Origin of the sequence: Enterobacter cloacae complex sp. IR5458 (assembly GCF_049238025.1) — a bacterium.
In the GTDB taxonomy this organism is placed as follows: Bacteria; Pseudomonadota; Gammaproteobacteria; order Enterobacterales; family Enterobacteriaceae; genus Enterobacter; species Enterobacter kobei.
In genome coordinates, this window is sequence record NZ_JBMKIF010000056.1 from 16,522 (window position 1) to 17,272 (window position 751).

1 protein-coding gene is annotated in these 751 nt (G+C 55.0%); it reads left to right on the forward strand.

What is annotated here, in order from left to right; genetic code table 11:
* The first annotated feature begins 116 nt into the window (after positions 1-116).
* Positions 117-674, forward strand: coding sequence for a recombinase family protein (locus ACOTYN_RS24430; RefSeq protein ID WP_001162010.1), 558 nt, complete (start codon positions 117-119; stop codon positions 672-674).
* Positions 675-751: the final 77 nt, after the last annotated feature.

A 751-nucleotide genomic window follows, 5' to 3' on the forward strand; every position in this document is an offset into this window, starting at 1 on the left:
CTGATGTCAGATGCTTGGCGCAAAGCACGTCAGAATAGAGTTGTAGTTTGTATTTATTGACACAAGCCGCCAAGGGTAATGGATTTCATCCTGACACTTTTACCTTTGGAGGCATCTTGCAAGGTCAACGTATCGGCTACGTTCGCGTCAGCAGCTTCGACCAGAATCCTGATCGACAACTGGAACAAATAGAAGTCGGCAAGGTATTCACCGATAAGGCTTCAGGCAAGGACACACAACGTCCCGAACTTGAAAGGCTGCTGGCCTTCGTCCGCGAGGGCGACACCGTGGTGGTGCATAGCATGGACAGGTTGGCACGCAACCTTGATGACCTGCGCCGCATCGTCCAAGGGCTGACACAACGGGGCGTGCGCATGGAGTTCGTCAAAGAAGGGCTAACGTTCACCGGCGAGGACTCACCGATGGCCAATCTGATGCTGTCGGTCATGGGAGCCTTTGCTGAGTTCGAGCGCGCTCTGATCCGCGAACGTCAGCGCGAGGGAATCGTGCTGGCTAAGCAGCGCGGGGCCTACCGGGGACGAAAGAAATCGCTGAACAGCGAACAAATTGCCGAGTTGAAACGGCGAGTTGCGGCAGGCGACCAGAAAACCTTGGTGGCCCGTGACTTCGGCATCAGCCGCGAAACTTTGTACCAGTACCTGCGGGAAGACTGACCATGCCACGCCGCTCAATCCGGCACTGTTGCAAATAGTCGGTGGTGATAAACTTATCATCCCCTTTTGCTGATGGA